The organism is Planctomonas sp. JC2975, assembly GCF_012985205.1.
In the GTDB taxonomy this organism is placed as follows: Bacteria; Actinomycetota; Actinomycetes; order Actinomycetales; family Microbacteriaceae; genus Humibacter.
Map to the genome: position 1 here is coordinate 58757 of NZ_JABEKS010000001.1, position 21823 is coordinate 80579.

At 64.8% G+C, this 21823-nt stretch carries 27 protein-coding genes; 9 read left to right on the forward strand and 18 right to left on the reverse strand.

The genetic code is table 11. The annotated features are described in order from the left end of the window. From HII28_RS00285 to HII28_RS00295, 3 genes are all read left to right on the forward strand, one after another. On the forward strand, positions 1-2577 hold the full coding sequence (locus tag HII28_RS00285; RefSeq protein ID WP_170023405.1) for an ATP-binding protein: 2577 nt from the start codon (positions 1-3) through the stop codon (positions 2575-2577). Beyond that, positions 2574-3260, forward strand: coding sequence for a response regulator transcription factor (locus HII28_RS00290; RefSeq protein ID WP_170023406.1), 687 nt, complete (start codon positions 2574-2576; stop codon positions 3258-3260). The genes HII28_RS00285 and HII28_RS00290 overlap by 4 nt, the downstream gene beginning before the upstream one ends. A 100-nt stretch (positions 3261-3360) precedes the next feature. Then, on the forward strand, positions 3361-3720 hold the full coding sequence (locus tag HII28_RS00295) for a hypothetical protein (RefSeq protein ID WP_170023407.1): 360 nt from the start codon (positions 3361-3363) through the stop codon (positions 3718-3720). 175 nt (positions 3721-3895) lie between these two features. Here the strand turns inward: HII28_RS00295 and HII28_RS00300 are convergent, their stop codons facing one another. After that, a complete protein-coding gene (locus HII28_RS00300; RefSeq protein WP_170023408.1) occupies positions 3896-4390 on the reverse strand; it encodes a MarR family transcriptional regulator in 495 nt (164 codons plus the stop codon). Positions 4391-4455: 65 nt separating this feature from the next. On the opposite strand from HII28_RS00300, the gene HII28_RS00305 reads away from it, so the two are divergent. Both HII28_RS00305 and HII28_RS19840 read left to right on the forward strand, forming a co-directional pair. Continuing rightward, positions 4456-5238: an SDR family oxidoreductase gene (locus HII28_RS00305; RefSeq protein WP_170023409.1), complete on the forward strand. Its 783-nt coding sequence runs from the start codon at positions 4456-4458 to the stop codon at positions 5236-5238. A 298-nt stretch (positions 5239-5536) separates the two neighbouring features. Then, entirely contained in the window at positions 5537-5812 is a 276-nt protein-coding gene (locus HII28_RS19840; protein ID WP_205864524.1) for a hypothetical protein, read from the forward strand. 64 nt (positions 5813-5876) lie between these two features. On the opposite strand, the gene HII28_RS00315 is transcribed toward HII28_RS19840, so the two are convergent. From HII28_RS00315 to HII28_RS00325, 3 genes are read right to left on the reverse strand one after another with little or no spacing between them, the layout of a single operon-like run. After that, positions 5877-7070, reverse strand: coding sequence for an acyltransferase family protein (locus tag HII28_RS00315; RefSeq protein ID WP_170023410.1), 1194 nt, complete (start codon positions 7068-7070; stop codon positions 5877-5879). A gap of 5 nt (positions 7071-7075) precedes the next feature. Continuing rightward, complete coding sequence (locus tag HII28_RS00320) at positions 7076-7582, reverse strand: permease prefix domain 1-containing protein (protein ID WP_170023411.1); 507 nt, start codon at positions 7580-7582, stop codon at positions 7076-7078. Further along, positions 7579-7941 carry a helix-turn-helix transcriptional regulator gene (locus HII28_RS00325; protein WP_346769121.1) on the reverse strand — a complete coding sequence of 121 codons (363 nt, stop codon included), beginning with the start codon at positions 7939-7941 and terminating at the stop codon, positions 7579-7581. Before HII28_RS00325 ends, HII28_RS00320 begins: the two co-directional genes overlap by 4 nt. Before the next feature lie 120 nt (positions 7942-8061). Between HII28_RS00325 and HII28_RS00330 the strand changes: the two genes are divergently transcribed. From HII28_RS00330 to HII28_RS00340, 3 genes are read left to right on the forward strand one after another with little or no spacing between them, the layout of a single operon-like run. Next, on the forward strand, positions 8062-8505 hold the full coding sequence (locus tag HII28_RS00330) for a transcriptional regulator (RefSeq protein ID WP_346769122.1): 444 nt from the start codon (positions 8062-8064) through the stop codon (positions 8503-8505). Beyond that, entirely contained in the window at positions 8502-9002 is a 501-nt protein-coding gene (locus HII28_RS00335) for an SRPBCC domain-containing protein (protein ID WP_170023413.1), read from the forward strand. Before HII28_RS00330 ends, HII28_RS00335 begins: the two co-directional genes overlap by 4 nt. A gap of 46 nt (positions 9003-9048) precedes the next feature. Then, on the forward strand, positions 9049-9528 hold the full coding sequence (locus tag HII28_RS00340; protein WP_170023414.1) for a VOC family protein: 480 nt from the start codon (positions 9049-9051) through the stop codon (positions 9526-9528). Here the strand turns inward: HII28_RS00340 and HII28_RS00345 are convergent. Continuing rightward, complete coding sequence (locus tag HII28_RS00345) at positions 9525-9698, reverse strand: hypothetical protein (RefSeq protein ID WP_170023415.1); 174 nt, start codon at positions 9696-9698, stop codon at positions 9525-9527. The two genes, HII28_RS00340 and HII28_RS00345, sit on opposite strands and share 4 nt — an antisense overlap. Before the next feature lie 85 nt (positions 9699-9783). On the opposite strand from HII28_RS00345, the gene HII28_RS00350 reads away from it, so the two are divergent. Then, positions 9784-10233, forward strand: a complete 450-nt coding sequence (locus HII28_RS00350; protein WP_170023416.1) for a hypothetical protein — start codon at positions 9784-9786, stop codon at positions 10231-10233. Positions 10234-10287: 54 nt separating this feature from the next. Here the strand turns inward: HII28_RS00350 and HII28_RS00355 are convergent, their stop codons facing one another. From HII28_RS00355 to HII28_RS00415, 13 genes are all read right to left on the reverse strand, one after another. After that, a complete protein-coding gene (locus HII28_RS00355) occupies positions 10288-11067 on the reverse strand; it encodes a fibronectin type III domain-containing protein (RefSeq protein WP_170023417.1) in 780 nt (259 codons plus the stop codon). A gap of 5 nt (positions 11068-11072) precedes the next feature. Next, the gene (locus HII28_RS00360; RefSeq protein ID WP_170023418.1) at positions 11073-11270 is read right to left on the reverse strand and encodes a hypothetical protein; all 198 of its coding nucleotides are present in this window, start codon (positions 11268-11270) and stop codon (positions 11073-11075) included. A 12-nt stretch (positions 11271-11282) separates the two neighbouring features. After that, entirely contained in the window at positions 11283-13121 is a 1839-nt protein-coding gene (locus tag HII28_RS00365) for a hypothetical protein (protein WP_170023419.1), read from the reverse strand. Continuing rightward, positions 13118-13474: a hypothetical protein gene (locus HII28_RS00370; RefSeq protein WP_170023420.1), complete on the reverse strand. Its 357-nt coding sequence runs from the start codon at positions 13472-13474 to the stop codon at positions 13118-13120. Before HII28_RS00370 ends, HII28_RS00365 begins: the two co-directional genes overlap by 4 nt. Continuing rightward, a complete protein-coding gene (locus HII28_RS00375; RefSeq protein WP_170023421.1) occupies positions 13471-15045 on the reverse strand; it encodes a hypothetical protein in 1575 nt (524 codons plus the stop codon). Before HII28_RS00375 ends, HII28_RS00370 begins: the two co-directional genes overlap by 4 nt. Beyond that, a complete protein-coding gene (locus tag HII28_RS00380) occupies positions 15045-15572 on the reverse strand; it encodes a hypothetical protein (RefSeq protein ID WP_170023422.1) in 528 nt (175 codons plus the stop codon). The genes HII28_RS00375 and HII28_RS00380 overlap by 1 nt, the downstream gene beginning before the upstream one ends. A 7-nt stretch (positions 15573-15579) precedes the next feature. Beyond that, complete coding sequence (locus HII28_RS00385; RefSeq protein ID WP_170023423.1) at positions 15580-15990, reverse strand: hypothetical protein; 411 nt, start codon at positions 15988-15990, stop codon at positions 15580-15582. A gap of 6 nt (positions 15991-15996) precedes the next feature. Continuing rightward, the gene (locus HII28_RS00390) at positions 15997-16383 is read right to left on the reverse strand and encodes a hypothetical protein (protein ID WP_170023424.1); all 387 of its coding nucleotides are present in this window, start codon (positions 16381-16383) and stop codon (positions 15997-15999) included. Further along, positions 16380-16877: a hypothetical protein gene (locus tag HII28_RS00395; RefSeq protein ID WP_170023425.1), complete on the reverse strand. Its 498-nt coding sequence runs from the start codon at positions 16875-16877 to the stop codon at positions 16380-16382. Before HII28_RS00395 ends, HII28_RS00390 begins: the two co-directional genes overlap by 4 nt. Positions 16878-16898: 21 nt before the next feature. Next, positions 16899-18647, reverse strand: coding sequence for a hypothetical protein (locus HII28_RS00400; protein ID WP_170023426.1), 1749 nt, complete (start codon positions 18645-18647; stop codon positions 16899-16901). A 74-nt stretch (positions 18648-18721) separates the two neighbouring features. Next, the gene (locus HII28_RS00405; RefSeq protein WP_170023427.1) at positions 18722-19810 is read right to left on the reverse strand and encodes a hypothetical protein; all 1089 of its coding nucleotides are present in this window, start codon (positions 19808-19810) and stop codon (positions 18722-18724) included. 38 nt (positions 19811-19848) lie between these two features. Then, positions 19849-21357: a hypothetical protein gene (locus HII28_RS00410; RefSeq protein ID WP_170023428.1), complete on the reverse strand. Its 1509-nt coding sequence runs from the start codon at positions 21355-21357 to the stop codon at positions 19849-19851. Between the two features lie 91 nt (positions 21358-21448). Continuing rightward, the gene (locus tag HII28_RS00415; RefSeq protein WP_170023429.1) at positions 21449-21670 is read right to left on the reverse strand and encodes a hypothetical protein; all 222 of its coding nucleotides are present in this window, start codon (positions 21668-21670) and stop codon (positions 21449-21451) included. Positions 21671-21823 lie beyond the last annotated feature (153 nt).

Below are 21823 nucleotides of genomic sequence, written 5' to 3' on the forward strand. Positions count from 1 at the left end.
ATGGCCAGAGGCAGATTGCGGGTGCTGCTCGGCGCAGCGCCGGGCGTCGGCAAGACGTACGCGATGCTCGAAGAGGGCAAGCGTCTGGCTGAGACCGGCAAGGACGTGGTGGTGGCGGTCGTGGAGACCCACGGCCGCGACGCCACGGCGGCGATGCTCGACGGCCTGGAGGTGGTGCCCCGCCGCGCCGTGGTCTACCGCGGGGTCGAGCTGTCGGAGCTCGACGTCGAGGCGGTGCTGGCCCGCAAGCCCGACGTCGCGCTCGTCGACGAGCTCGCCCACACGAACGCACCGGGCGGTCGTCACGGCAAGCGGTGGGAAGACGTTCAAGACCTGCTGGATGCCGGCATCACCGTGATCTCCACGGTCAACATCCAGCACATCGAGTCCCTCAACGACGTGGTCGAGCAGATCACCGGCATCGGCCAGCAGGAGACCATTCCGGATGCCGTGCTCCGCTCCGCCGACCAGGTCGAGGTGATCGACCTGGCGCCGCAGGCACTTCGCGACCGCCTCGCCGAGGGGCTGGTGTATCCGGCGGCGCGGGTGGATGCCGCCCTCTCGAACTACTTCCGGCTCGGCAACCTCACCGCGTTGCGGGAACTGGCGTTGCTGTGGCTCGCCGACGAGGTGGACAGCGCCCTGCAGACCTACCGGCGAGAGCACGGCATCGACAGCAAGTGGGAGGCGCGGGAGCGGGTCGTCGTCGCTCTCACCGGCGGACCGGAGGGTGAGACCTTGCTGCGGAGGGGCGCGCGGATCGCGGCGCGTTCCAGCGGTGGCGAGCTCCTGGCAGTGCACGTGGTCAGCGACGACGGGCTGCGGGAGCGGCATCCGGGAGCGCTGGCGGCACAGCGTTCGCTCGTGGAGACGCTGGGCGGCGCCTATCACGAGATCGTCGGATCCGACATCCCGGTCGCGCTCGTCGACTTCGCGAAAGCGGTCAACGCGACGCAGCTCGTGATCGGCGTCTCCAGGCGGTCGAGGCTTCTGGCCTTCCTCACCGGGCCCGGCATCGGATCGACGGTGATCCGCGCGTCAGGCGACATCGACGTGCACATCGTGTCGCATGCGGCCGCGGGCAGCCATCAGCTCGTTCTGCCGCGGGCGCGCGGTGCGCTGAGCGCGCGCAGGAGGGTGTACGGATTCCTGCTCGCATTGATCGGCGGGCCGCTGCTCAGCTACCTGCTGTGGCTGTTCCGCAGCCCTGAGGCACTCACCAGCGACGTCCTCGCATTCCAGCTGCTGGTCATCGTGGTCGCGTTGGTCGGCGGCATCTGGCCGGCGTTGTTCGCAGCCGTGCTGTCCGGCCTCACGCTCGACTTCCTGTTCGTCGCGCCCGTCTACACGATCACGATCGCCCAACCCGTGCACCTGCTCGCGCTCCTCCTGTACGTGCTCGGAGCGGTCCTCGTGAGCTTCGTCGTCGACCAGGCGGCGAGGCGCTCGCGCGCCGCCCAGCGGTCGGCCGCCGAATCCGACGTGCTGGCCACTGTCGCCGGCGGCGTCATCCGCGGCGAGGATGCCGTGGGCGCTCTGGTGCAGCGCACGAGGGAGGCCTTCGGCCTGAGCCGCGTGCGGTTGCTGGCGGCCGACGGCACTGTGGTGTCCGATGAGGGCGGATCCGGTGCTGGGGACGTCCGCACCCGGGAGCGGGTGGGGGAGCGCGGAACGCTCGAGCTCTTCGGGGCGGAGCTGACGGCATCCGACCGGCGCGTGCTGTCCGTGATCCTGACGCAGCTGGATGCTGCGCTCGAGCATCGCGAGCTCAGCGACACGGCGAGCGAGCTGCGACCCCTGGCGGAGACCGACCGGGTGCGATCGGCCCTCCTCGCAGCGGTGGGGCACGATCTGCGGCGCCCGCTCGCCGCAGCGACCGCGGCCGTGACGAGTCTGCGATCGCCTCACGTGACGCTGTCCAACAGCGACCGGGATGCGCTGCTCGACACGGCGGCCGACAGCCTTGCCGGACTCGACGCGCTCGTCACCAACCTGCTCGACGTCACCAGGGTGCAGGCCGGTGTGCTGGCGGTGTCACTGCGCCGCGTCGACATCGAGGATCTGCTCCCGCCGGCCCTGGAGGAGCTCTCCGCGCCGCCGGGAAGCGTCGACCTCGACGTGCCGGACGGCACCCCGCCCGTGATGGCCGACCCCGTGCTGCTGCAGCGCGTGCTCGTCAACCTGCTCGCGAACGCTCTGCGTTACTCGCCGCGCGGCACACCGCCAAGGCTCGGCGTGAGCGTCTTCGGCGACGAGGTGCAGGTTCGGGTGGCGGATGCCGGAGCCGGCGTCCCGGACGACCGCAAGGACGCCATCTTCCAGCCGTTCCAGCGCGAGGGCGACACCGACAACTCGACCGGGATCGGTCTGGGCCTGGCGCTCTCCAAGGGATTCGTCGAGGGAATGGGCGGCAGCCTCACACCGGAGGACACCCCGGGCGGCGGCCTCACGATGGTGGTGGCACTTCCTCTCTTCTTCCACCGCGGACGGTCGCATGTCGCGCCTCCTGATGCACAGACCCGAGACGAACAGAGCGGCCGTGTTCCGAGCGGCGACGAACCGAAGGGGGAGCGATGAAGATCGTCGTCGCCGACGATGACCGGCAGATCCTCGGCGCCCTGCGCATCATCCTCACAGCGCGCGGATACGACGTTGTGGTGGCGTCCGACGGCAAGCAGGCCCTCGACAGGGTGATCGACGACCATCCGGACCTGGTCGTCCTCGACCTCGGGATGCCGGGCCTCGACGGCCTCGCCGTCATCGAGGCGGTCCGCGGGTGGAGCTCCGTCCCGATCCTCGTCATCTCGGGCCGAACGGACTCGGCGGAGAAGGTGGAGGCGCTCGATCGGGGCGCAGACGACTACGTCACGAAGCCCTTCGCCACGGACGAACTGCTGGCGCGCATCCGTGCCCTCGTGAGACGGACTCCGGCAGCGGATGACGAACCGAAGGTCGGATTCGGCGACGTCGTGGTCGACCTCGGGGCGCGCAGGGTCACGCGGGACGGGCATCCGGTGCGGCTCACCCCCACGGAGTGGCAGATCCTGTCGCTGCTCGTGCGCAACCCGGATCGCCTGGTCACGCGCGAGGGGATCCTGACGGAGGTGTGGGGTCCGCACCACACGAGCGACTCCGGATACCTCCGGCTCTACCTCGCGCAACTGCGCAAGAAGCTCGAACCCGAGCCGTCGCATCCGCGGTTCCTCATCACCGAGGCGGGGATGGGCTACCGGTTCGTGCCCGAGGGGCAGGACGACTAGCTCCGGCCGACGAGATGGCCGGTGGAGCGCGGCCGGATCCGTCGCATGCCGCGCCCGCACGTCGCGGCATCCGGGTTCGGCTCGTACTCTGGAGGGGTTGGTGACCGACTTCGACCCGGGAAGGGACGCCATGACCACGCAGGACCCCGCCGGCGGCACGAGCCGCTCTGGTGAGAGGTCGCGGGCAGCGGCATCCCGCACAGTCGCGAAGGCGCCGATGACGCTCGACGAGGCGATCAGGATCGAGCAGCAGTTGGAGCGCGGATCGCTGGACCTCTCGCTGCCCGGCACGGGCGAGATCGTGGCTGAGGCGCACCGCGTGCGGTTGAAGGCGGAGCTGTGGGGCGCCGATCGCGCCGACGACCGGCGCCGACAGGCCAAGGGGACCGTGGTCGTGGTCTGCGCCTTCATCGTCATCACGGTCGTCGGCCTCGTCGCCTGCCTCGCCGTCACGATCTGATCGTGCGCTCACGCGCCATGCGCGCGAGCGTGCCAGTTCCTGCGCGCGAGCGTGCCCGTTCCTGCGCGCGAGCGTGCCCGTTCCTGCGCGCGAGAGTGCCCGTTTCTTCGCTCGGGCGCACGCTTCTCGGCACGAGCGCACACGATGTCCGCCGCCATCGACACGACCGGTCGGTTCAGTCCGCCTCGGAGAACTCCGCGGCGGCGCGCCGACCGGCGTCCGCGGTGCGCTGCAAGAAGCCGGAGATGAGCTCGAGCTCGGCTGGGGAGTAGGCGTCGCAGACGGCATCCAGCTGGGAGTTCATGCCGTCGTAGTGCTGGAACACCTCGCCGATCGTTTCGCGACGCACCGAGATGACGACGGCCCTGCGGTCGTCGGCGGCACGTTCGCGTTGGATCCAGCCACCCTTCTCGAGGCGGTCGATGACACCCGTCATCGTCGCCGGATGCACTCCGGCCCGTCGTGCGAGGGCGCTCGGGCTGGCCGGACCGTGCTGCGCGAGGAAGTCGAGGCAGTCGAGGTCCACATCGCGCAGTTCCACCTGCGCCGAGACGTGGTGCGAGAGCAGTGCGATCTGGTTGTTCGCATCGCGGAAGCGCCGCTTGAGCTCGCCGGTGAGCCGTCTGCGCGTGCGTGCGTCGCTCTTCGGCGCGTCGTCCTTCTCGCCCATAGCTATTCTCGTTTCCATATAGTACGGTTTCCATAATATCGGAATTCGGTGACAAGGAGAATCTAGTGAACATCGTGGTTTTCGGTGCCAACGGCCCGACGGGTCGGCTGGTCGTCCGCCTCGCGCTCGAGCGGGGCCACGCCGTCACGGCTGTCACGCGCAACCCGGGGTTCTTCCCGTTCGGCGACGCACGGCTTCGCGTCGTAGCGGGGGATGTGCTGGAGCCGGAGACGATCCGTCCGCTGCTCGCCGGCCAGGATGCCGTCCTCTCAGCGCTCGGCGTTCCCTACAGCAAGGAGGAGATCGCGACCTACTCGAGCGGCGGACGCTCGATGATCGACGCCATGCATGAGCACGGCGTCCGTCGCCTCGTCTGCGTCAGCTCCAGCGCTGTCGACCTCGCAGCCGGCCCGCACGGAGGGTTCTTCTTCGAGCGAGTCCTGCAGCCGTTCGTGACCAACGTGCTCGGCAAGACGCTGTACGACGACATGAAGCGCATGGAGCGCATCGTCGTCGCCAGCGACATCGACTGGACAGTGATGCGTCCGTCCGGCCTCTTCGACGCCGACGCGGTGAGCGACTACAGGGCCGCCGAACGGTACGTGCCGCAGAAATTCACCTCGCGCATCGACCTTGCGGATGCCATGGTGCGGCAGCTCGACGACCGCGGCTTCGTGCGCACCACCGTCGCAGTCGGCACCGTGGCAGGCACGCCTTCGGTGGCGCAGCTGATGATGCGCGAGGCGTTCAAGCGTCCGCCGCGACCCGCGGAGCCGGGTGCCCCCGCTGTCGAGTCGCGGGGCGGCGCGGCCTCCCGTTCGGCGACCGGCAAGGAGGCGACGGAATGACCAGGATCGCGGTCGGTGACGTGGTCGCGCGCCGGCAGCTGACGAGCATCAAGGGCAGAGAGTTCACTGTTCCCGTCGAGGACAGGATCGTCCATCTCCAGTTCCGTCGTTTCGCGGGATGTCCGGTGTGCAATCTCCACCTCCATCAGGTCGCCGGGCGCCTGGACGAACTCGTCTCCGCCGGCATCCTCGAGGTCGCGTTCTTCCACTCGAAGCCGGAGACCATGCGCGACTTCCAGGACGAGCTGCCGTTCGACGCGTCGCCGACCCGGAGAAGCTGCTGTACCGCGAATTCGGCGTGGAGCGCATCACGTGGTCGACAGCCTGGCGCGCTGCGCGTGCTCCGCACGTGCTCGGCACGGCCGTGCGTGCGCTCGCCTGGACGCGCCGGCGGCGCGGACTTCGGGGATCGGTCGGTGAAGGCGAGAACGTGCTCGGCCTGCCGGCGGAGTTCCTCATCGATATGGACGGCACCGTGCTGGCGGCGCACTACGGCCGAACGGTGGACGACCACTGGTCGGTCGACGAGATCCTGGAGCACGTGGCTGCACTCCGGCCGGCGGGACGGAACTGACCCCCGAGCGCGGTCGCGGTTCTCGCGAATCGTTTGCACGAGGGCGGTGAGCAGCCCCCGCGGCTCAGACGATCCGCCGCACGACCCGTATGCGCCGCAGCAGCCACGCCGCACCCCAGCTCATCGGCGCACCGATCGCGAAGAGCAGACCGGCCCAGGCCGCCGACGGCCAGTTCAGGCCCATGATCGCGACGGCGACCCACGTCAGCACGAGCGGGTGAAGCAGGTAGACGAGAAACGTCTGGTCGGAGAGGAACCGGGTGAGCCGTGTAGCCGGTCCGCTGAGCCACGTTCTGAAGACGACGACGAGAAGCACGGTGATGCCGATGGCGAAGAGCGCCGATCCGATGGCTTGCTCCGCGCTCGCCGCGAGATGAGCCGCATCGATGCGGGTCCCGAGCGACGCGACGAACAGAGCGGCCCCGATGAGCATCGCGGGCATCGCCGGCAGCGCCCACCACCTGGGGAACGCTGCGAGCCAGCCCCTGCGGGCCGCGAGGGCACCGACCGTGAAGAACACCAGGTACTGAGGCAGGAAGGTCGGAGAGGGAAGCCCGACGAACGGCCAGTAGGTGCCCAATGGCACCAGCCACTGCCAGACGAACGTGAGCGCCGCGACAGCGACGACCACGACACCCAGCCCGAGGATCCGAGGCGAACGCGGAGATCCGTCGGGCGCAGCAGCCGTCGGCCGCATCGATCCCGCGGATGACCGGTCCGTCGCTGGCCGGTTCGGGTGGATGGATCGCAGGAGCCTCAAGGCCACGTATCCGAGGCCGAAGACGAGCAGCACTTCCAGGAACCAGGCCACACCGGGATCGCCGTCGAAGGCGAGATACCCGGGCAACGAGAAGTTCTGGTGCGCAGCTGCAGCCTGCTGCGCCCTCACGATGCCGCCCGGCAGCAGGCAGAGCGGGCGGATCACGACGATGTACGCGACCAGCGGGATCCCGAGCCGCACCAGACGGTCTCTGATGTACAGCGCCGGACCGCGACGATCGTAGGCGCGCGGAGTGAAGTATCCCGCGAGCAGGAAGAAGACGCCCATGAAGAAGAGCTGGTTGATGAGCATGACGACCGACAGCGCCGTCGCCGAGGGATCCCGTCCGCCGAAGTCGACATACCAGTCCGCGATGGTCGAGTAGGTGTCGGCACTGTGATGCGCTACGACCAAGACCGTGAGCGCGAAGCGGAGCCGATCCATCCAAACGATGCGACCGACATCGGTGGCGGTGGTCACGATGGCTGGATCGACCATCGTGCTCATGGTCGTTCGCGGCCCGTGAGATCGCCAGGACGGTCGTCGCCGAGCCCAGAGCCCAGTCGAGCGTCGTGTCGGTCGACGACCGCGAAGAGTGCGGTGATGGCGACGAGCAGGTACATCGCGACGGTGATCGTCGTGCCGAGGGGCAGGAAGACGATCGCCCCGGGGTTGTCGCCGCTCACGGTCCGAACGACGACGAGCACCGCGTAGACGATCGGCAGCACGATGGCGCACGACCACCCGCAGGTTCTCGCCCACGCCCGGAAGACGTGCCGGCTCAGCAGTACGCGCGATCCGGGGGAGTAGCGCTCGGCCAGGACCCCCGGTTCGCCGAGTTCGCGCAGCACCGCCCGTTCGGCTTCCGCCTCCGGCTCGCCCGCCTCGAGTCGTGCGTCGATCTCGTCGGCGATCAGGGCGCGCAGCTCGGCCTCCACGTCGTTCCGCTTGCGCTGCGGCACGCGTCTCGCGACCGCTGCAATGTACTCGTTCGTTGCTTTCGTGCTCATGATTGCGTGCCTTCCGTCGTGTCCAAGCTGTCGATGGCAGCGCCGAGTCGGCGCCATTCCGCCAGCAGTGACCGAGCAAGCAGCTCGCCGTCACGGCTGGTGCGGTAGAACTTGCGCGGCCGGCTCTCCGTCGTGTCCCATTCGCTGGTGAGCAGTCCCTGACTTTCGAGTCGTCTGAGCAGGGGATACAGCGTGTTGCCTGCCACCGGGATACCCGCCTTGTCGAGCGTCTCCAAAAGTGCGTAGCCGTATCCGGGGTTGCGCAGCGCGAGCAGGCTCGCCAGAACCACGGATCCGCGGTTCAGCTCCTGCCGGTGCGCGTCCGAGATCTCTCGGCGCTGGAGTTCTTCTTCGTCCACGTGTCGCACTATACAGTGCGGCACACACTATTGCTAGTCACGCATCAAAGTGATCTCCGGAGGTTCCTTCTTCCGGCAGACCCTTGACGCAGAGATCGAGTCGTCGTAATGTACAACCAAATGGTTGTACATCTTGGAATGGTGAGCGGATCACGGGCGGGCGCGCTGAGCGACGACGAGGTTGATCGCCTCTTCCACGCGCTGGCGGATGCCACGCGCCGCGACATCGTGGCGCGCACGCTTCGCACCGATCAGTCGATCTCCGCGCTGGCGAGTGGATACGCGATGAGCTTCGCGGCCGTGCAGAAGCACGTCGCGGTGCTCGAATCCGCCCACCTCGTGCGCAAGGAGCGACGCGGACGCGAACAGCTCGTGCGAGCGGAGCCGGAGACCATCCGTCGCGCGGGGGAACAGCTGCGCCGCTACGAGGCGATCTGGAATGAGCGGGCCGTGGCCATCGAGCGCATCCTGGCCGGTGACCTGGCCACCGCGCGTGCAGCCGGCGTGTCGTCGACCGACGGCGCTACCCGCGAGACCGACGAACGGAAGGACGCATCGCAGTGACTGTGATCAGCACCGCACGAGACGCCGAGAATCTGACGCTCACCTTCGTGGCGGAGTTCGACGCCCCGCCTGAGCGCGTCTGGCAGGTCTGGGAAGACCCACGGCAACTGGAGCTCTGGTGGGGGCCGCCGACGTGGCCGGCCACGTTCGACGCCCACGATCTGACGCCCGGCGGATCCTCCGCCTACTACATGACGGGTCCGAACGGCGAGAAGGCACACGGCTGGTGGCGCACCGTGGCGATCGATCCACCGAGACGACTCGAGTTCGACGACGGATTCTCGGACGAGAACGCCGTCCCCGACGACGGGATGCCCGTCACCCGCACCGAGGTCACGCTGGAGCCGACCTCGGACGGCACGCGCATGACATCCGTCAGCCGCTTCGCCAGCATCGAGCAACTCGAACAGCTGGTGCAGATGGGAATGCAGGAAGGGATGCTGCAGGCGCTGGGCCAGATCGACGCGATCCTGGCCGACGGCGCTGTGGCCAGCTGAGGGCTCGCTACGCGAACCCCGCACGAAAGGAAAAGGAAGAGGAACCATGGCTGAGATCGCACCCATCCAGCCGTGCCTGTGGTTCAACGACCAGGCGCGCGAGGCGATGGAGTACTACGTGGAGGTGTTCCCGAACTCGCGGATCATCTCGATCGAGGGATACCCGGACGAGTCGCTCGACGAGCATTTCGCGGGCATGTCGGGCAAGGTGCTCAACGGACGGTTCGCACTGAACGGGGTGGACTTCACCTGCCTCGACGGCGGACCGCTGTTCACATTCAACGAATCCATTTCATTCGTCGTCTCGTGCGCGGACCAGGCCGAGATCGACAGGTACTGGGCGGCGCTCTCCCACGTTCCGGAGTCGGAGCAGTGCGGATGGTGCAAGGACAGGTTCGGCGTCAGCTGGCAGATCATCCCGGCGAACATGGGGGATCTGGTCCGGCGGCCAGAGCAGGTCCAGGTGATGATGGCGCAGAAGAAGATAGATATAGAGGCACTTCTCGCGGCAGGTTCTCAAGATTAGTCGGAGGTGCCAGGCACCTCGACAGCGCTCGGGCAGACGGGCACCACCTGGTCCTCAAGCGGCAACATCGGATCGGACTGCCAGCCGCACTGCACGCACTCGATGACGCGCGTTTCGGCGTAGCCGGGTTCGATCTCGATGAGGCGGAAGAGGTGCCCGCTATGGGTCATGCGCCGAGGGTATCCAAGACTGTCGGGGGTGGTGAGTAGGGTTCGGTTCGCGGGCCGGGGGTCGGCTCGTGGATGGAGCAATTTAGTGTCTGAAGTTGAAATCGAATCCGAACCGGATGCAGCCGACATCGAGATGATGCCGATCGGTGCGTATGACCTGTACCTATCCGCGCTCATCTCGTGGGTTGTCGGTATCGATGATGAGCATGAAGAGGGAACTGCGAGCGTGACCCTGACGGTGCCCGGCGCCGTGGTGTCGGGTCAGATCATCTCGCGTGGCGCATGGCGCAAGGCCGTCGCCGCCCAAGTTGGCTCATTCAATGAGCCCGCTGGCAAGGGGCTTGATGAACTCTTCGGAACGTTTGAAGAGGAGATTCCGAAGGGCCCGGAGGCCCGGAACGAGCGTCTCCACATTCACCTCGGTGATGTGAGCCTCTGGCAAGACGGGTCGAATGAACCCCTTCGGTTCAAGACTTGGCGCGGACGACTAACGCAGGTCAGCGGATGGAGCATCGGTTCCATTAGTCGCAACTAGGCGAGCCGAAAGAAGGGTCCCGCACAGTGAATGGTGCGGGACCCTTCTTCTCAGTTACTGGAGATTCATCCAGGCCGTACCATTCCATCGTTTGCCCGTGGAGATGGTTACCCATGAGTTGCCGTTCCAGCGCTTCGCCGTGTCAGTCGTAGCGAACGCCGAGCCGTCCCATCGCTTGCCGCCTGAGAGCGTGAGAATACTGATGGTGCCGCCGAACGGCCCGGTTCCCGATGCGTTTGAGCCGCGGATGCGGATGTAGTAGGTCGTGCCCTTGTCGAGCCCTGTGAGCGTCGCGGGCGTGTTGGACGCGGAGAAGTTCAGGGGTGATCCGAATCCCGAGTCGTCGTCTGCCTGAATCGTGTACGTGCTCGGTGTGGACCCCGAGCCCATTGACCAATGCACGGTGACGGCGCCCGGTATGGTCTGGGTGTCCGCGGTCGGCGCGCTTGGGGCGGTCGGCGCGACGCCTGCTAGCCCCACGGAACTGGAGCCGGACGCACCTCCGCTGTTCGAGGTGCCGGGGATGCCGTTGAAGGTGAAGCTGAAGCCAAATGACCGGGTGCCGTCCGCATTGTGGGCGATGTTCTGCGAGCCGGAGTGCAGGACACGGTTTCCCGTGCCAGCGCTTCGCCAGGCGTAGCTGTAGCCGTACACTGCTCCGTCGATGTTCACCGTGCCAGTGGCGTTCTGGTCGGAGTACGAAGCCCCATAGCTATCCGAAGCGTTCAGCACCCACGACACAGGCGTGTAGTTGCCAGCGACGTTGTTGGCGCCAACCGAGACGACGAGCGCTAGGTGAATGCTGTTGCCGTTGAAGCCGTCCGCCTCCGCCATCTACGTCACCAAAACCAAAGGTCGTTGACGTGCTCCGCAGTCGGCTGAGTTGCCTGCACGAAGACCGTGATGGCCTGCCTATTGGTCAGCTTCGCGAGTGTGTCGGTCACGTCGTTGATGGCGTCCGCGCCGTCCTTCACGAGGTCGGTGCTCGGATCAACAATGGGGTAGCCCGCTGCCGCCGCGTCATCTCCTGCTGCCATGTTCTGCTCCTTCTACGTCAGGTTGCTGAAGTCGTTGTTGAGGCCGTGCCAAGTCGTCGCGGCATTGCCCTCGCTCCACGTCACGGCATCCGGCGCGAGCACCCACGCGCCGTCCGGTGTATCGATGAGACCGCGGGTAGTGACATCCATTTCGGCGCCGCCGAGGTCGAAGCTGATGCGCGAGGCAACGCCCGTCTGTGTCTGCGTGTAGGGCGCAATGACACGCGCTCCCATGTACGGGCGCGCGCCGAAGTCGCTCATGGCCGTGGTACTCATCACGCGACCACGACCCTGCCCCTTTGCCAGGATGTATGCCGCGACGCCCGGACCGGGGTATGAGCGATTCGCGTACTCGACAAGCCGCGTCGGCGAGCCTGTGCCGGCGGCGTCATAGTACGTTTCCGTATTCCCCTGGGGGTTCACCCATGTGTACTTCACAACGACGGAGCCATAGACCGTATCTGGTTGCGTGAGGTCGATGTCGTCGCTCAGCGCCGTGGCGTTGCTCTGCTGCACGACGACCGTTCCCGGCACGCTGTATGCGACACCATCAACGAGCCTCCAGCTTCCGCCCTCATCGCACAGCAGACGTCTCCCCGCGGCTCCTAGGACAGGCTCCAGCATCGACCAGTAGTTCTGTCCCGGACTGAGCGTGAGCGAGTCGGGCGTGCGGTCGATGAGCGGAGTGCGCGAGCTGCTGGACTGGTTTGCGGTACCGCTCCACGCGTAGCTGTAGAGGTCCGTCGCTGGCGTCGAGCCGTCGAAGTAGGTGAGGAGGTTCACTCCATCGGTTTCCTTGCCATCGCCCTCGACGAGCATGAGCGCGTCCCATTGGATTTGCTGACTCGCTGTGTTGCCGTTGTAGAGACGAATGAAGACAGCAGTCGACCCGAGCGGGATGGTCGCGGTGACGGACACCCGAGCCGTGGCACCAACCACATTCGGCAGCTGCGCCGATGCAAACAGGTCGTAGCCGCTCAGGAAGGTTCCGCCAGGTCGGATGGTGTGGATGACGAGGGCTCGGGCACGGTGGACATCTCCACTACCTCCGAGCGGGTAGTCGGTGCCGGTGCCCGCCGTCTTCACGCGTCCCGTGCCGATGAGCGTGTACGTGTGGCCGGGCTGCATCCCGAACGCGAAGTTTCCGGCAGCGAACGACGATGGGCCCAGAATCGCATAGCTGTCGGCCGCAGTCGGACTCCAGAGGTTGATGCTGTTGGTCCCGGAGGCGAACCAGCTCGTGTCATTCGTATCGACCGTGCAGTTGATCTGGGTGATGTCGTACCCGCCGGTAACGTTCGGGTTGTCGAGCATGTTCGTGACAGCGCTGGTAGTCGTCACATCGGCGTCGACTGAGCTGGAGTCGAGCGTGGCGCTCACGCCGGCAGCTGCCAGTACGTCGTTACATACGGCGATGAGGGAGCCCTGGTGCGCTCGAAAGCTCACCGGCTCTGTAGTGCGGTTAGCCTCTGTCTGGAGCTTGAATTCATCAGTCGTGAGCCGAACCGCGATCGTGCCGGCCTTCCAATCGACGTTGCGATCTTCGATGTTCAGAGCGGCGCTCACGTCGTTCTGTGAGTGCAGAACGCCGGTCGCCTCGTCGTATTCGTAGAGCGTTGCTACGAGCACCGCTTGAAGCCGGTTGCGCGGGTCCAGGGCATCGAGTGCGCCCTGATCGATGGCAGGCGGAAGCGTCGGCTGCATCGGAAGAGTGAGCGTCAATTCGGCCAACAGATAGGGCGTGACGTTCTCGTCAAAGACGATCGTTCCGCCCTCCACGTTGTAGAAGTGCTGGACGGAGCCCGCGTCGGTAACTGACACGTTCACGGCCTGGTATCGAAGGACGGTCATGCGAGCGCCGTCCAATCGAATTCGACAACGAACGCGAGTTGCGTCGTAGCGTCCTGCGTAATGCTCACGTCCGAACTCGCCACAAGAACCTGATTGTTGAGGTAGTGGTCGGCATCCGTGAATTCGACTCCGAGGCACACTGCTACGGCGAAGGCGTTAGCGTCCGCAGCCAACTCGAAGACCGCAGCAAGGTGACCAGTCAGGACGCCCTGCCCAATGTTCGTCACTTTGCTGTTTCCGAGCGCATCATTCAGCACCGCGTGAATGATGGTGCGCGGCGTGTACTTCCAGGTCAGGGTGTTGACGATGTTCGGCGAATAGATGTTGCTCTGCGCATCCGTGAAGGTGCTCATCCGATGTTCACTCCCCAAGATCCGCCGACACCGCTTGGCTTGTGCACCACGGGGAACACGTCAACTGAGAGGTAGTAGTTATCGAGATAGCGCTGAATCTCCGGCCCAACGCTGGACAGGTCAACGGATGGCACGAGCTTCTGGGCGTTCATCGTTCGCTGCGCCTGCACCATCGCATCGGCCACCGAGCTTGTGAACTGTCCAGTGAAGGAACTACCGGTCTGCGCGCCGAGCGCGTTCGCGTTCTGGATGAACTGCTGTGACTGAGGCGAGTCGATGCCGTAGGTGTCCACGACCTCCTGGAAGTCAGCACGGTTCTGGGTCACGTATGCCTGTCCGTTCGCGTCCAAGCCGTCTTTCACGGCAGCGTTCCAGTCATCCAGGAATCGCTTATTGGCGTCCAGCGTCTTTTGCTGATTGGTGAGGATCTTGTCAGCGTCATCCTTGGAACGGTCCAAGATCTGATCGAGTGAACTTCCCGTACTCGAAAGGTCCGACTGGAGCGCACTCGTAAAGCCCTGAACGGCAGACTTCTTCTTATCGAGGTCGTCCGAAAGCTTCTTGCTCGCTGTCGAATAGTTCTCGTACTGCTTGACGGTGAGGCCCATTGCTGACGCCTGAGCCTCTTCGGCCGCCATGGCATCCTCGGCAGCCTTGATCTGCTCATCAAGTGACTTGGTGACCGTCTTGATTGCACCCTGCTTCGATGCGAGTTGCTGCATCTCCTTCGAGTACGCGCCGCCGTTCGCGCCAAGCTGGTGCTCTTGGTCCGAGTACTTCTCGGTCAGTTCAGCCAGCACCTTCTTCTGTGCTTCCATCGCGGGGATGGACTTGGCCACCATGGCTACCGTGATGTCACCGAAGGATGCGCCGATAGCATTCGTGTCCCGCTCAAGGTTCGACAGGTCAATGCCGTAATCCTTGGAACTGGCGACCCAATCGGCCAGCGCTTGGCTGAACTTGTCACCGGCCGGATGTGCCTTCTCCCATGCCGCAGCGAGATCCGCGGTCATCTCGGTGACGACCTTCTCGTCTTCAGCCGTTAGTTCGAGCTGGCCGGCGATGGAGGCAAGGAGCCCACCGAGCAAGGCAGCGGGCACCATCACCTCTGGGCCCATCATCATGCCCATACCGCCGATGGCCTGGGCTGCCGCATCCGCTGCCCCTGCGAGGCCACCCTGGCCGGATCCGAGCGACTCGGCGAGCATCGGAACGCCAAATCCGGCGTTCATCTGAAGGCCCTCGGCGAGCTTGGAACCTTCTTCGTTGACCTTCTTGATGCCGCCAGCGGTTGCCTCCATCGGCTTCGAGAGGTCGAGGCCACCCGACGCAGCAGCAAGCTTCGCCTTGTTCACCTGTGTAATGAGATCCTGCGATGCCTTGGCGGCATCCTGCGTGGCAAGCTGAGCGGCCTTCATCGAGGACTCAAGCTGTTCAGCGGCCTGCGCACCGTCTGGGCCAAGTTTCTTCAGCTGATCGACCAGGCCGCCGTACTCGGTAGAGAGGTTCTTGACCGAGGCGACAGCGCTCTTGGTGTCACTGACGACACTGATGCTGATTGCTGCACCCATTAGTTGCTCTTCCCTTCAAACGCCTCGTACACGGTGCGCATGAACGTCTGTACCCAGAGCGATGCAATCCGCGGAATGAATTCGGCTGCTGCCGGATAGACGGTCCATCCGTTGCGCCGAATGGGCATGAGCGGGTGCGTGGTGTGCCTGATGATCTGCTGCGTTTTGCCTTTTCGAGTTCGGCGCCGGTACGCGGTGAGCCGGTTACGGTTCGCGCCGAACTCTTCCTGACGTGCCAACTCGGCAGGCGTCGCGCCGCCTGTCATGCGCCGCGTGCTCGCTCCGGATTGCAGCATGACGTTCTGGTTGCTGAACTGAAGCTTGGACGTTTCACCGAGCACAGTGCTCTGGAGGCTGTCGCCCGCCAGGTGCCGCGCAACGAGGCCAGTCCACTCTTCCTGACCGAGTAGTTTCGTCTCCTGCCGGATCTGCGTCTGCACGTTCTTGTCGAGGAGTTGGAGGCCCTTGACTGTGGCATCAAGGGCCTCACTGGTCTTCGTGCTGACGCTCAGCAGAGAGGTTGGCACCGCTGATCTACGCTCCCGCGGTGAGGGTCGGCCTGCCCTGAACGGGCAGTGTTGCAGTCGCCTCTGCAAAGGAGTTGACCTTCCCGCCGATGGCGCCTGGCACAACGATGAGAGTCACGCTGATGCTCGCCCCGCCGTCATCCGGGACGAACACCACGTCAATGCTGCTGCCCTCATTGGCAAGGAGGTAGTTGCTCAGCGACCCGGTGGTGTTCCAGTCCTGCATGTAGTCGAGCACACAGGTCCAGGTTGCCTTGCCAGCCTTCGTGAAGACGGAGCCCGCCTTCAGGCCGGTCCACGTTGAGGTGGGCGTGGTCGGCGTGATAGTCACGCCAGAGAGTGCAGCTTCGTACGAGTCGGATGCCACCGTAAAGGTGCACTCCGACATGTAGAGCGGTTCGACCGCGATGCTAGCCATGAGCGCCTAGCCTTTCTGGACTGTCAGGTCCGTTTCGATGTCATAGGACAGGTATTGGGTGTTGAAGAGAGCCTTGGTAGCGGTCTTCGGGTGAACGTTCTTCGTGCCCATCAGCGCCGCCCACACGAGCAGAACGTTCGTGTCTAGCGAGGGCTCGGCGTTCGCCCATTCGGTGTGGTCGTCCACCACGGTCACGAGGGAACTCACCGTGAAGTGAGATTGAGGCGCCTCCGGCAACGGTGCAATGCTGCGTTGCTTGATGACGATGGCCGGCCGATCGAGGGAGTCGGGCACGTTTTCCACTGGCACCACGAGCCATTCAGGGAACGCGTCGCTCAGCGCCGAGACCAACACCTCGCGCGGCGTCTGGCCGTTGATTACTACGTCGGTCATGCGTCGGCCTGATCGGTGATCAAGTACAGGGTGTGCGGGTCCTTGACCGTGATCGCGTCGTACTCCGCTTGAGTGAGCGACACGATGTTGGTGATTTCTCCGCCCGGAGCCGGGAGTGAACTGCTGCCGTCGCCGAAGCTTCCAAAAGGCTTCTTCGGGCGGATGACCTGCTTGACCACCCAGTCCATTGGGAAGATTCGCACCTGGAACGTGTCGTCACCGGCGCTTGCGTTCGCCGGGTCAACGCGATTCGCATTCCATAGGTTGCGCAGCTGCATCCTCTGGCCCATCACGAGCGAAGCTGGAACAGCTCCCGTGATGTAGTCGCCGGGGAACGCGGCCGCGGAAGTGGCCGAGTTGAGGCGCCAGTTGTATCCGTTGTCGTACGCAAGTACTTGCGCCTTGGCAACTTCGAGAAGCTGCTCTAGTACGGAGTCGTTGGAGGGAGCATCCTTCCAGTCGGCTCGGATTGTGTCCGTTGTGTACCAGTCCATGAGGGTGCTCCCTCCTTTCGATCAGTAGACGCCGTAGAAGCCGTCGGACAGGTGCGCCGAGATGGTGTCCGAAGCGGGCTTGGTCAGGCCGTAGGCGTACACGCCAACGTTGATGAGACCGTTTGCCACGTTGATGACCTGCGCCTGGAACGGGCTGCCAGGCAGCGTGTAGACCTCGGCTGCCGCCTTGGCGCCGGCAAGGGCCTTGATCGCCCGGTTTGTGCCGGAACCGTTGGTGCCCGTGGCCTGCTTCGCCTGCGCGAGCTTCGCGGTCGGGATCGGGCGAACCGTGATGTTCTCGATCTCGCCCTCGGAGACACCGAGCGCGGCCTTCAGGTAGCCCAGCACCTGAGTTGCCGGAGACTTCAGCATCGCGGTCCAGAGCGCATAGTCGAGGAGCACGAAGTCGGGCAGTTCGAGACGCGCAGCGTAGTAGCTCGTGAGCGAGTCCACGAGTGCCGAGGTGCCCGCGTCGATGTTGGACGGCACGGCGGCAGCAGCCGAGAGGTGCGGGCCAGCGATGACGGTAGCGCCGCCGTCGATGGAGCCCTCGACTACGTTCGTGAACGCGAGGCTGTCGAGCCAGACCTGAACGTTCTTCGCCTGGAATCCGAAGTACTCCGAGAGGAATGCTTCGCCACCGCCGAAGTCGAAGTTCTCACGCGAGACGGTGTTACCGCCGGCCGCGTACTGTGCCGGGATCATCGTCGGCTGAACGGCGGTGACACCGCTGGAGGCGATCTCTGCCCCGTTGCCTGCCCATGATCCGAGCGTCGGGAGCGCGGACCACTTGAACCCGGTCACGTTCCGCGAGACGAGCGTCTTCGGCGTGAGAAGGTCAGTGAGCAGCGGCTTCGGTACGACACGACCCCAGTACTCGCCCGTCCACTGCGGAGCGAGGTCCTGATTCTGGATCGGGCTGGCGATGTTCGTCTGTGTCGCGTAGACGGCCTTCGCCTCATCGAAGAGAGACTCGGGCGTACGGAACACCTGATTGTGCAGGTCATCGCTGACACGCCCACCGCGGGCGATGCTCGCCATGACGGAGAACGCCTGCTCCGGGCTAATGCCCTTCTTCTGGTCGCCACTGGCGAACACCGAAGCTTCGAGTGCCTCAAGCCGCTTTGTGGTCTCACTCTTGACCGGAGCCGCCGACGCGGTAACGGTCTCGGGGATAGTGGCTTCCGCCATCTCGTCCTCACTTTCCGACGCATCCGCGTCTTCGTCCTCGGCCGGAATGACCGTGGTGGTTTCGGTGGTCGTCACGATGACCGTGGCGTCCAAGTCGTTGTCGTTGTCGGGATCGATCAGTGCCTCGGGCACGTCGTTGAAGGACGCGATGACCGTTGCCCCTTCGAAGGCCGGCGTGGCCACGAGGCCCGCGCCGAAGATGCGTCCCGCGATGGCCTTGCCCGCTCGGACGATGACACCCTTGGCCTCCATAGAGAGGGACTTGCGGGTGCCGCTGCGGATGTCCGCAAGTGCCTGATCGCCCTCTGCGGTCCTGGCTAGCTGGAAGGTGGCGTACACGCCATCGGCTCGCTCTTCGACGCTGAGCGCGCGTCCGACCGGCTGCTCTCGGTCGTGCTCCACGTTCAGGCCGAGGATGCTCGGATCTGACGGCAGGCCAATCGCGCCGGCCTCAACAGTGAAGCCGCCGATGTTCGTCTTGCCGACGACGCCGAACGGGAGCAGTCGTCCAGTGACCGTGCGGTCATTCTCCGAGGCGAGTACGAGATCTCCGGAATCGAAGAGGATGGACTCACTCATTGCTCAACTCCGCCCGGGGAATGAGCACTTCGAATCCGTTGCGGAACACGAGGACGAGATCCTCGGGCTTGGGCTTACTTGGCATACTTCACGCCGTCCTTTCCGTCGCGCTGCGCATCCGGCTGGGGCTGGTTGGGTGCTGGCTGTAGGGCCTTGTCGAGTGGTGTGGTGTCGAACTCGACCGTCTGGCCGTTCGGAGTCACGTCACCGAGGGACAACCGCGCCTCGATCGGGTCAAGGTAGAAGTGGGCGGTCTGCGTCATCAGGTCGGTGAAGGCGCCGAGCTCGGTCGTATACGTCAGCGAGTCGATGGCCGAAGTGCTACCCAGTCGGGAGGCCGGAATGCCCGTGTGCTTTGCGATGTCGGCAGCAACTGCATTGCGCGCATCAAGGAGCCACTGACCCGCGGGCTCACCCTCGGTCACGAGGTCAAAGCCATTGGGCACGTATGCGACGGTGGAACCGTCGCGCGACTCGCGCGCCTTCTTGTACCCGGTGAGCAAGTCGAGCTTTTCGGTGTCGTCCGGCTCCGTGTCGCCCTTGTTCACGAGCTTCGTAAGGGGGACGGAGACGCGGGCTCGTTCAGCAATGGTGTGCTCGAATTCCAGCGCCTGCCTCAGGGTGCGGGTACCCGTGTTCAGTAGACCGGGGACCATCGACTCAAAGAGGATGACGTCGGTGTCCTGCACGGGTTGCTCGTCGATGAGGATTGCCCCGCGGTCATCCCATGTCCACTTGCCGTACGGGATGTGGTGTGCAGTGAGCGGGAAGCCGTCAGCGCCGTTGACTCGCTTCCACAGGCTGAAGCCCAGGAACATGAAGTCCGCGATGGTGCGCGAGTTACGCAGGTACCACGGCTGAACGTTCTTCCCGGTCTGGGTGAGCCAGGTGGGCTGTTTGCCGAGGTCGGCTCCGTTCTTCTTGGCCACCAATTCGAGGTTTCCGAAAGCCGAGATGAGAGTCGAGTGGGCTGCCGCAACGGCGGGAATGGTGAGTGCTTCCGGACGCGTGACTGGGAGCAAGTCGTGAGAGACCGTCTCACCGAAGATGTCCGCGATGACGATTGCGGCCTGATTGTTCGTCGGCGCATCCCATGCACCGATCGAAAGCGGAGGGACAGCCGAAGGCATCAGACCGAAGCCGAGCCAGTTCAGCAAACCCATACAGCTAGTCTACAGCTAGCTCACAGCAGTCTCGCAGACTACACGAAGACGGTGCTTACCTTGCGCTTCGGCTTACGGTCATACAGATCGAGGGCGATGGAGCCAGCCTCAAGATCGAGGATGTCGGCGTCAGGGTCGCCGGCCGGCCTTCCAAGCAGCCAGTTCTGCCCGCTCATCCGCTTGACCACCACTCGCGCAGCGTCATCAAGTGTCGGCTGTCCCCAGTGGTGTAGCTCGCCCTGATCGATCGCCTTGATGAGTCCAGCTGCCGCCGTGCGCAGCATCGGAAAGTTGTACGGTTCCAGCTTCGGCCGAGGAGTCTGCAACTGCATGTAGTTCACCTCGGTCATCTCCACGCCCTTCACGTCATGGGCGATCGGAGCCTTGTACTTCCTGCTGAGGCCGAGCAGTCTCTCTGCCAGCCAGTCCACGCGTGGCCTATGGTCGATGGTCATCAGGCACGCCTTGCCGTCTTCGTCACGCCAGGCGGCAACGATGGATGCCGCCGACTGCGAGAGGTTCACGGCAAAGCCGAGCGTGAACCGGTCGGGCAACGCTGGCAGGTCACCCGGCACGAGCGCGCGCGACCAACGGTCGGGATGAATGAGGGAGTTGCCCCCGGTCGGGTCGGTGAAGATCCCCAGATACTCCCTCATGAACCGCTCAGTTCGGAACGTGGCGAAGTTGTCCTTGACACTCTCCAGCGTGGTCAGCGTGCCAACGCCGGGATGGTGAGCTTCCACGAGTTCACGAGCATGGGCGTTCGGGTGCGCCTCGTCGGGCTCCCAGGCTTCAACCTCTTCTACGAGCGTGTTCTGTGGTGCCCAGTAGGCCACGCCAGCGTGCCGAGGGTCACCGGCCGTGGCTTTCGCGAGACCGTCCCAGAGCATGTTTCCGCGCTGGCTCTTACCGGCCGTGCCCGCGTAGATGAGCATGGCGCCGGGTCGGGTGTCCTGCGTCGGTCCGGCAGCAGCGAGGATGTCCTGAGCCTTGTCGCCCTCAATCTCCCCAGCCTCGTCCAGCACGATGACGTCGAAGGCATCCGAGCGGAAAGACTCGGACTGTGGCCCGTAGACCTGCATAATGCTGCCGTTGGCGAAGCGGATGTGCTCGGTGCCCATGCCACTCGTGCACTTGAACGGCCAAGACTTCTCATCGTCGCCGTATTGCCGCTTTGCCCATCGCTCCATCGGGGCCTTGATGTCTGTCAGGTACCGTCTGCGCGCCGCCTTGGCGTTGCTCATCACGGCATAGGCGGTCAGCAGGTCAGGCTCTTCCATGCATCGGCCAACGAGCCACTCCACGAGCGTTGTCGTCTTTGATGAACGCCTCGGCAGAATGACCGAGGTGAATCGCTTACCGAGAGCGAGAATGTCCGCCAGAAGCAATTGCTGAGGGAGCAGTGCATGGCCACGGCCGACGACTTCAGCGCCGATGAGGAACTTGCGTCTCTCCTCCCCAACGCTCTCAGTCATCGCGAACGGTGTGACGTAATCAGGCGGGAGCACTTGGCTCTTGACGGCATCCCAGTCGATTAGTTCAGTCATCGAACAATCCGTGTATATTTCGTGCTGCCAACTGGCTGGGGGTTGTGACGGCCATCAGAAACTGACGCCGTTCGACTCGATGCCTGCCCGATCATTGACTTGCCGCCACGATGCCCCACACCAAGCCGATGGCTGCACTGGCCACGAGCAGGCTGGCGATGGTCCACACCGCTCGACGGATGGAGGTGAGCAAGACTTCAACCTTCTGCTCGTGGGTGAGCACGGGCGCCAGTGCGGGCGCCGCCTGCGGGTCGACGGCGGGCTTCCCCGCAAGCATGTTGTCGATGCTGCTGTCAGTCCACTTGCTGTCCATGGTGTTGCTCCTCTTCATACGTCGGGCAGTCGCAGATTGCGCTGCACCTGTTGTCTACGTGCGGTACTGGTCTTGCGTGCGCCCAGCTTCCCGCCCGCTGAGCGGTTACATGAGCGATGCTCAGTCTGCACCTGGCTACTGCCAAGCCCGGTA

Bases quoted from the DNA above. Each gene is read 5' to 3' on its own strand.
- HII28_RS00285 (WP_170023405.1), top strand. From the start codon at position 1: ATGGCCAGAGGCAGATTGCGGGTGCTGCTCGGCGCAGCGCCGGGCGTC.
- HII28_RS00290 (WP_170023406.1), top strand. From the start codon at position 2,574: ATGAAGATCGTCGTCGCCGACGATGACCGGCAGATCCTCGGCGCCCTG.
- HII28_RS00300 (WP_170023408.1), bottom strand. From the start codon at position 4,390: ATGGGCGAGAAGGACGACGCGCCGAAGAGCGACGCACGCACGCGCAGA.
- HII28_RS00315 (WP_170023410.1), bottom strand. From the start codon at position 7,070: ATGGTCGATCCAGCCATCGTGACCACCGCCACCGATGTCGGTCGCATC.
- HII28_RS00320 (WP_170023411.1), bottom strand. From the start codon at position 7,582: ATGAGCACGAAAGCAACGAACGAGTACATTGCAGCGGTCGCGAGACGC.
- HII28_RS00330 (WP_346769122.1), top strand. From the start codon at position 8,062: ATGGTTGTACATCTTGGAATGGTGAGCGGATCACGGGCGGGCGCGCTG.
- HII28_RS00340 (WP_170023414.1), top strand. From the start codon at position 9,049: ATGGCTGAGATCGCACCCATCCAGCCGTGCCTGTGGTTCAACGACCAG.
- HII28_RS00345 (WP_170023415.1), bottom strand. From the start codon at position 9,698: ATGACCCATAGCGGGCACCTCTTCCGCCTCATCGAGATCGAACCCGGC.
- HII28_RS00355 (WP_170023417.1), bottom strand. From the start codon at position 11,067: ATGGCGGAGGCGGACGGCTTCAACGGCAACAGCATTCACCTAGCGCTC.
- HII28_RS00360 (WP_170023418.1), bottom strand. From the start codon at position 11,270: ATGGCAGCAGGAGATGACGCGGCGGCAGCGGGCTACCCCATTGTTGAT.
- HII28_RS00365 (WP_170023419.1), bottom strand. From the start codon at position 13,121: ATGACCGTCCTTCGATACCAGGCCGTGAACGTGTCAGTTACCGACGCG.
- HII28_RS00370 (WP_170023420.1), bottom strand. From the start codon at position 13,474: ATGAGCACCTTCACGGATGCGCAGAGCAACATCTATTCGCCGAACATC.
- HII28_RS00375 (WP_170023421.1), bottom strand. From the start codon at position 15,045: ATGGGTGCAGCAATCAGCATCAGTGTCGTCAGTGACACCAAGAGCGCT.
- HII28_RS00385 (WP_170023423.1), bottom strand. From the start codon at position 15,990: ATGGCTAGCATCGCGGTCGAACCGCTCTACATGTCGGAGTGCACCTTT.
- HII28_RS00390 (WP_170023424.1), bottom strand. From the start codon at position 16,383: ATGACCGACGTAGTAATCAACGGCCAGACGCCGCGCGAGGTGTTGGTC.
- HII28_RS00395 (WP_170023425.1), bottom strand. From the start codon at position 16,877: ATGGACTGGTACACAACGGACACAATCCGAGCCGACTGGAAGGATGCT.
- HII28_RS00400 (WP_170023426.1), bottom strand. From the start codon at position 18,647: ATGAGTGAGTCCATCCTCTTCGATTCCGGAGATCTCGTACTCGCCTCG.
- HII28_RS00405 (WP_170023427.1), bottom strand. From the start codon at position 19,810: ATGGGTTTGCTGAACTGGCTCGGCTTCGGTCTGATGCCTTCGGCTGTC.
- HII28_RS00410 (WP_170023428.1), bottom strand. From the start codon at position 21,357: ATGACTGAACTAATCGACTGGGATGCCGTCAAGAGCCAAGTGCTCCCG.
- HII28_RS00415 (WP_170023429.1), bottom strand. From the start codon at position 21,670: ATGGACAGCAAGTGGACTGACAGCAGCATCGACAACATGCTTGCGGGG.